At 62.6% G+C, this 6591-nt stretch carries 2 protein-coding genes and 1 rRNA gene; 1 reads left to right on the top strand and 2 read right to left on the bottom strand.

Going from position 1 to position 6591, the window contains the following annotated elements:
* Positions 1 to 5: 5 nt before the first annotated feature.
* Both ML401_RS04535 and ML401_RS04540 read right to left on the bottom strand, forming a co-directional pair.
* Positions 6 to 1625, bottom strand: a complete 1620-nt coding sequence (locus tag ML401_RS04535; protein WP_285810205.1) for a hypothetical protein — start codon at positions 1623 to 1625, stop codon at positions 6 to 8.
* A gap of 168 nt (positions 1626 to 1793) precedes the next feature.
* Positions 1794 to 3857, bottom strand: coding sequence for a M23 family metallopeptidase (locus tag ML401_RS04540; protein WP_194405871.1), 2064 nt, complete (start codon positions 3855 to 3857; stop codon positions 1794 to 1796).
* Positions 3858 to 4971: 1114 nt separating this feature from the next.
* Between ML401_RS04540 and ML401_RS04545 the strand changes: the two genes are divergently transcribed.
* Positions 4972 to 6460 (top strand): 16S ribosomal RNA (locus ML401_RS04545).
* Positions 6461 to 6591: the final 131 nt, after the last annotated feature.

Raw genomic sequence — 6591 nt, forward strand, 5'->3', positions numbered from 1 at the left:
GAGGCCTATTTCTTGGTCACCTTGTAGATCGCGTTCTCAACGTCCGACGAGAAGTAGACCACCCCCGTCGCCCCGACGGCCACGCCCGTCGGAATGTTCGTCGGCAATCCGCCCGGCGCGCCCGGCAGCCCGATCGGCAGATTGGCCGCGATCTCCGTCACCTTGCCGCTCTCCGGCGCGATCGCGATCAGTCGTTTGGCGCCGGCTTCCGCGACGATCAGCGTGCCGTCGCTGCCGCGCGCGATTCCTTCGGGCATCTTCAGCTCCTTGGCGAGCACTGTCTTTTCGCCGTTGCCGTCGATCCGGGACACGGTGCCTGCAAAGGCCTCGGTGACGTAGACCTCGTCGGTCTTGCCACGGACGAGCCCGACCGGGCCTTCGAGGTCGCCAATCAGCGTGGTGCGGTCCTTGCCGTGCTCGCCGCTCACCTTGACCAGCGATTTGGTGCCGAGCTCGGCGACCAGGATGCTGCCGTCGGCGAGCACGATCGCGTCGTGCGGCGCCTTGAAGCCGTGCAGCATGTCGCGCGTCGCGCCGGTCTTGCCGTCGATCACCTGCACGGTGCCGGTGAACCAGCTCGACAGCACCACGTCGTTGCCCTGCGCCGTCGCGCTCATCGGATATTCGAGCGTGGTGCCGGCGGCGTGCATGCGCGCTTTCTCGGTGACCTCGCCGGTCGCGCCGTCCACCGTGCGGTAGGCGAACACGTCGGCGACGTGGATCGTATCCTTGCCGTTCTCGCTAGTGACGCCGATGCCGCCGGGCAGCGCGAGCTTGCCGATGATGATCTGCTTGGCCTGGCCGGTCGCGGGATCGACCTCCTGAATGCCGTTGTCGGCCATGTTGGAGACGTAGATGCGGTCCTTGTCGTCGATCGCGAGATTGTCCAGCGACGGCTTGAGCTGCGCGACCATGGTCTTGGCGCCCGATTTGGGATCGACCCGGACGAGCTGGCCGAGCGCGGTGTCGACGACCCAGAGATTGCCCTTGGAATCGAAATTCACTGCGGCCGGGACCTTGAAGCCGTCGGCAACGACGGTCAGCTCGGCCTTGTCGACGTCGACCTTGGCGACCTGGCCCTTGAACCAGAGCGGACCGTAGAGCTTGTCGTCGGGACCGAACTCGAAGCCGTTGAGGCCGCCCATCTTCTCCATGATCTGGCGCGGCGGCTTGGTGCCCTCGACGTCGATCTCGTGGAGCGTGTCGCCCAGGAAGACGGTGGTGGCGTAGAGCCTGCCGTCCTTGCGGAAAGCGAGCGAGTTGATGCCGGGAAGGCCGCTCGCGAGCTTCTTGATCGGGCCGTCGCCCTTGCGCGAATAGAGATCGCCGGTCAAAAATCCGGTCCAGGCCATGGTGCCGTCAGGCGCGAACGCGATGTCGTCGGCCATGCCCACCGGGGAAGGGATTGCAACCTTGGCGGTACCGCCGAAGATGTCGACCTCGTAGAGCGCCGCGCCGGCGACGCTGCCGGCAAACAGATGGCCGGCCTTGTCGACACCGAGCCCGTGCACGCCATGGAATGCCGAGCCGGGAACGAGTTTTGTCACTTCCCAACCGTCGGCTGACGCGCTCGACGCGGTGAAAAACGTAGCGACGAAGGCTGCGCAGGCGAGCCTGTTCTTCATGGCGAGACCTCCCGTTTTTTGGAAAGTATTCGCTCCTCACGGCGCTTTGGCAAACAAAACTTGACGTTGTGACGTCGCGTAGTAGCCTTGCGCGATCAACGCAGAGTCGTGTCGTGTTTGGAGATGTCCGGCCGATGTCGGCGGGCTGCCGGCTTACCGGTTAGCGGCTTACCGGTTAGTGACTTGCAGCGGGCCGCCGGTGGCGTCCGACATGCGGGCGATGGCCCCGCCGCGGCCGCTCATCATGCCCTCGAGCCGGTCGCGCTCCTTCTCGAAGCTTGCGAGCATCGGGCCTTCGAGCGACCGGCCGCGTGGCAGCTTCACACGCATCGGATCGACGAAGCGGTTGTTGACCAGGATCTCGTAGTGGACGTGCGGGCCGGTCGACTGGCCGGTCGAGCCGACGAAGCCGATCACCTGGCCCTGACGCACCTTCTTGCCGGCTTCCATGCCCTTGGCGAAGGCCGACATGTGACCGTAGGCGGTCTCGTAGCCGTTGGAATGCTTGATGCGGATATACTTGCCGTAGCCGCCCTCGGGGCCGGCCTTCTCGATCACGCCGTTGCCGGAGGCGAAGATCGGCGTGCCGTAGGCGGTGGCCCAGTCGACGCCGGTGTGCATCTTCACATAGCCGAGGATCGGGTGGCGGCGGCCGCCGAAGCCGGAGCGCATGATGGCGTTGTTGACCGGCTTTCTGACCAGGAACTTCTTCGCGCTCTTGCCGGTCTCGTCATAGTAGTCGACGACGCCGTCGTCGGGGCTCTGGTAGCGGTAGTATTTCTTGGTCTCGCCGCCGACGGTGAGGGAGGCGAACAGCACGTCGTTCTTTTCGCTCGACGCCACGCCCTCGTCTTCGCCGGCATAGAACACGTCGAAGGAATCGCCCGGCTGCACCTTGCGCTGGAAATCGACGTCGTAGGAGTAGATCTTGATCATGTCCTCGATGACAGGCATCGGGACCTTGTTGCGCATCGCGGTCTCGTAGATGCTCTGGTACAGCCGCACGCCGGAGCCGTCATCGTCGTCATCGTCGTCGCTGTTGGCGCTGGCCGCGGCGTCCGCGACGGTGTTCATGCTGGAGACGTCGACCGCGACGTATTTGCCGAGATCGGACAGCGCCGCGATCGCCTCGACCATGGTCTCGTTTGCAACCACGACGCGATAGGGCTGCAGGCGGGCGCCGGGGCTTGCGGGCGCCATCAGGATGCGGAGCTTCTCGCCTTCCTTGAGGCCGCCGTCGCGGCCGCGGGGCCCGAGCGTCGCGGTGATCGCCTTGATCTCGTCGGCGGTCGCGCCGAGATCGCGCAGCACGCCAGCGACGCTGTCGCCCTTCTTGACCAGATGGACGCGTTCGCCGTTGGGATTGCCGCCGGTGATCTGCTCCTTGGTCTTGGGCAGCAGCGTGACGTTTTCCGGCACTACGCGCGTCTCGAAGCCGGCATAGGGATCGGACGGCGAGGCCTCGGCGGCGTAGGCAGTCCTGATGTCGGAGGGGCCGGTCGCGCCGGAGATGTCGGCGGCGGCGTTGGCGAGCGATGCGTAGCGCACCCCGCCATTGCCGCGCCAATTGGCGGCGTCGCGCACCCGCATCAGGATGTCGTCGAGCGCCACCACGGCGGAAATCTTCGCCTTCGGCAGCACCGGCGACAGGTCCTTGGTGACGAAGGAGACCTCCGCGTCGGGCTCGACGGCTTCCGGATTGTTGGGGTCTTCCGCGGCCGTCTTCGGATCGGAGCCGACATCGGTGAGCAGGCGCTGGGCGTTGAACGGCGGAATTTTCGCCGACAGATCGCTCGTCGTCATCGACAGATTGCCGGCGATCCGGACGAAGGGGCGCACCCGCATCACGTCGCGGTTGCCGACGCGGGCGACCGTGGAGACGCGCACGATGTTGCGCGACGCCGTGGATTCGCTCGGCGGCGGCAGGCGGTCGCTCTTGTGCAGCGTGGCGGCGCGATCGGCTGCGCCGAAGGCCCCGCGCAGCGCGCCTTCGACCCGCTCCGGCACCTTGGCGAAGGTCATCTCGCCGTCGAGCGATGCGAAAACGGCGCCGCCGATCAGGGCTGCGCCGCAGAGTCCGGTCAGAATCGTGCCGCTAAACCATTGCACCGAGACGCGGCGGCGGTCGATCACGGCGGCTTCAGAACCGTCGACGGACAGCGGCGGCTCGTGGCCGAGATCGATGATCCCGGTCTCACGCCCGTAAGCGCCGCGTGACGTCCTGTGGTTCACTCAAGTCCCCCAATCAACGACCCAAGAAGCCCGATCCGAACCTTGTCCGTGTCGCCCTCTTGAAGGGGCATCGCCGGAAAAAGGCAAGCCGCACAGACGTTCGCGCTCAGAAGACCCCGCGAGGGGCCCGGCCGAAATTACGAACAGCTGGACGGAAAAAGCGCTCTCGATGTCTCTCGAATGTCCGGGGAAGGCCGCGTCATCTGCAAGATCGCCTTCCTCTGACCCCATGAAAACCGCCGGCAGCCCCCACTGGCACCCCCGCGATTCAAGCTTGTCTCTTATCAGAACGCCGCGGGATTGTGGCTCAAGTACGGCGCCTATCATGGAAAAAGTTTCCTGAATGACGGGCCGTAAAAGCCCGGTCTGAGGGGGGAGCAAAGCTCGGCCCGGGCCGAGCGGCTGATCCGGCCGGGTCTCTGGCCGGGCATTGCCGGGCCGCTCCTGGATCCGCCGCGTCAGGTAAGGGGGACGCCGGGAGAGGGGGAGGCGAAGGGCCCGGGAAGGGGGCCCTGGAGCGCCCTCCGGAGCCCGCCGGCGCGCGAACTTTTTTTCAGATTTTTTCCGGCGCGGGCGCCGACGCCGCGTCCCGCGCCTCGCTAATAGGCTGGAATTGCTGGAATTTTCGCGACGATCCACTGTGCGACGTTTTGTTGACGATTGGCGTTGACAGCCCGGAAGGTGGGGCCTATAACCCCAACCACTGAGCGCGGCGCCGCCGGGTCACTGACCAAGGCGAGCGAACGCGCCACTGATGCTCCTCACTTTGTTGAGTGACACAACAGCCGACACAAGTCGGTTGGAGTTCATTCATCGTCGGTAAGGGTGTCGGTACCCTTCCTGAGGGAAGGTTGAGGCCTCCACGGTCTCGGGCTGTTTGACAAGTGAAGATGAAGAAAGAGAAACGTGGACGGCGGAGTCCTTGCGGGTCTCGCATTTAGAAAGCTTCGGCTTTTTGGATCGGGACCGGACGAAAGACTTCGGCGGTACACGTTTTAAAGGAAACACCATCGTTGCCAGCGATGTGAATCGCGGGCAGCTCGGCGGCTTCGGTCGTCGGAAAAATGGTGGGACCTCGTCAAACGTTGTGATCAGCCGGTTCAAAGTTCAAGTCCAACTTGAGAGTTTGATCCTGGCTCAGAGCGAACGCTGGCGGCAGGCTTAACACATGCAAGTCGAGCGGGCGTAGCAATACGTCAGCGGCAGACGGGTGAGTAACGCGTGGGAACGTACCTTTTGGTTCGGAACAACACAGGGAAACTTGTGCTAATACCGGATAAGCCCTTACGGGGAAAGATTTATCGCCGAAAGATCGGCCCGCGTCTGATTAGCTAGTTGGTAGGGTAATGGCCTACCAAGGCGACGATCAGTAGCTGGTCTGAGAGGATGATCAGCCACATTGGGACTGAGACACGGCCCAAACTCCTACGGGAGGCAGCAGTGGGGAATATTGGACAATGGGGGCAACCCTGATCCAGCCATGCCGCGTGAGTGATGAAGGCCCTAGGGTTGTAAAGCTCTTTTGTGCGGGAAGATAATGACGGTACCGCAAGAATAAGCCCCGGCTAACTTCGTGCCAGCAGCCGCGGTAATACGAAGGGGGCTAGCGTTGCTCGGAATCACTGGGCGTAAAGGGTGCGTAGGCGGGTCTTTAAGTCAGGGGTGAAATCCTGGAGCTCAACTCCAGAACTGCCTTTGATACTGAAGATCTTGAGTTCGGGAGAGGTGAGTGGAACTGCGAGTGTAGAGGTGAAATTCGTAGATATTCGCAAGAACACCAGTGGCGAAGGCGGCTCACTGGCCCGATACTGACGCTGAGGCACGAAAGCGTGGGGAGCAAACAGGATTAGATACCCTGGTAGTCCACGCCGTAAACGATGAATGCCAGCCGTTAGTGGGTTTACTCACTAGTGGCGCAGCTAACGCTTTAAGCATTCCGCCTGGGGAGTACGGTCGCAAGATTAAAACTCAAAGGAATTGACGGGGGCCCGCACAAGCGGTGGAGCATGTGGTTTAATTCGACGCAACGCGCAGAACCTTACCAGCCCTTGACATGTCCAGGACCGGTCGCAGAGATGTGACCTTCTCTTCGGAGCCTGGAGCACAGGTGCTGCATGGCTGTCGTCAGCTCGTGTCGTGAGATGTTGGGTTAAGTCCCGCAACGAGCGCAACCCCCGTCCTTAGTTGCTACCATTTAGTTGAGCACTCTAAGGAGACTGCCGGTGATAAGCCGCGAGGAAGGTGGGGATGACGTCAAGTCCTCATGGCCCTTACGGGCTGGGCTACACACGTGCTACAATGGCGGTGACAATGGGATGCTAAGGGGCGACCCTTCGCAAATCTCAAAAAGCCGTCTCAGTTCGGATTGGGCTCTGCAACTCGAGCCCATGAAGTTGGAATCGCTAGTAATCGTGGATCAGCACGCCACGGTGAATACGTTCCCGGGCCTTGTACACACCGCCCGTCACACCATGGGAGTTGGTTTTACCTGAAGACGGTGCGCTAACCCGCAAGGGAGGCAGCCGGCCACGGTAGGGTCAGCGACTGGGGTGAAGTCGTAACAAGGTAGCCGTAGGGGAACCTGCGGCTGGATCACCTCCTTTCTAAGGATGGTTCTTCAGAAGCTTGCTTCTATCGAACCGTTTTAGAAACATCAGTGGCCAACAGATCGCCAGATCGTTGAGCTGCATTGGCGGGATTTCGCCGTCTTCGTTTCTCTTTCTTCGCGGACGAA

Origin of the sequence: Bradyrhizobium sp. 62B, assembly GCF_030272265.2 — a bacterium.
Taxonomy (GTDB): domain Bacteria; phylum Pseudomonadota; class Alphaproteobacteria; order Rhizobiales; family Xanthobacteraceae; genus Bradyrhizobium.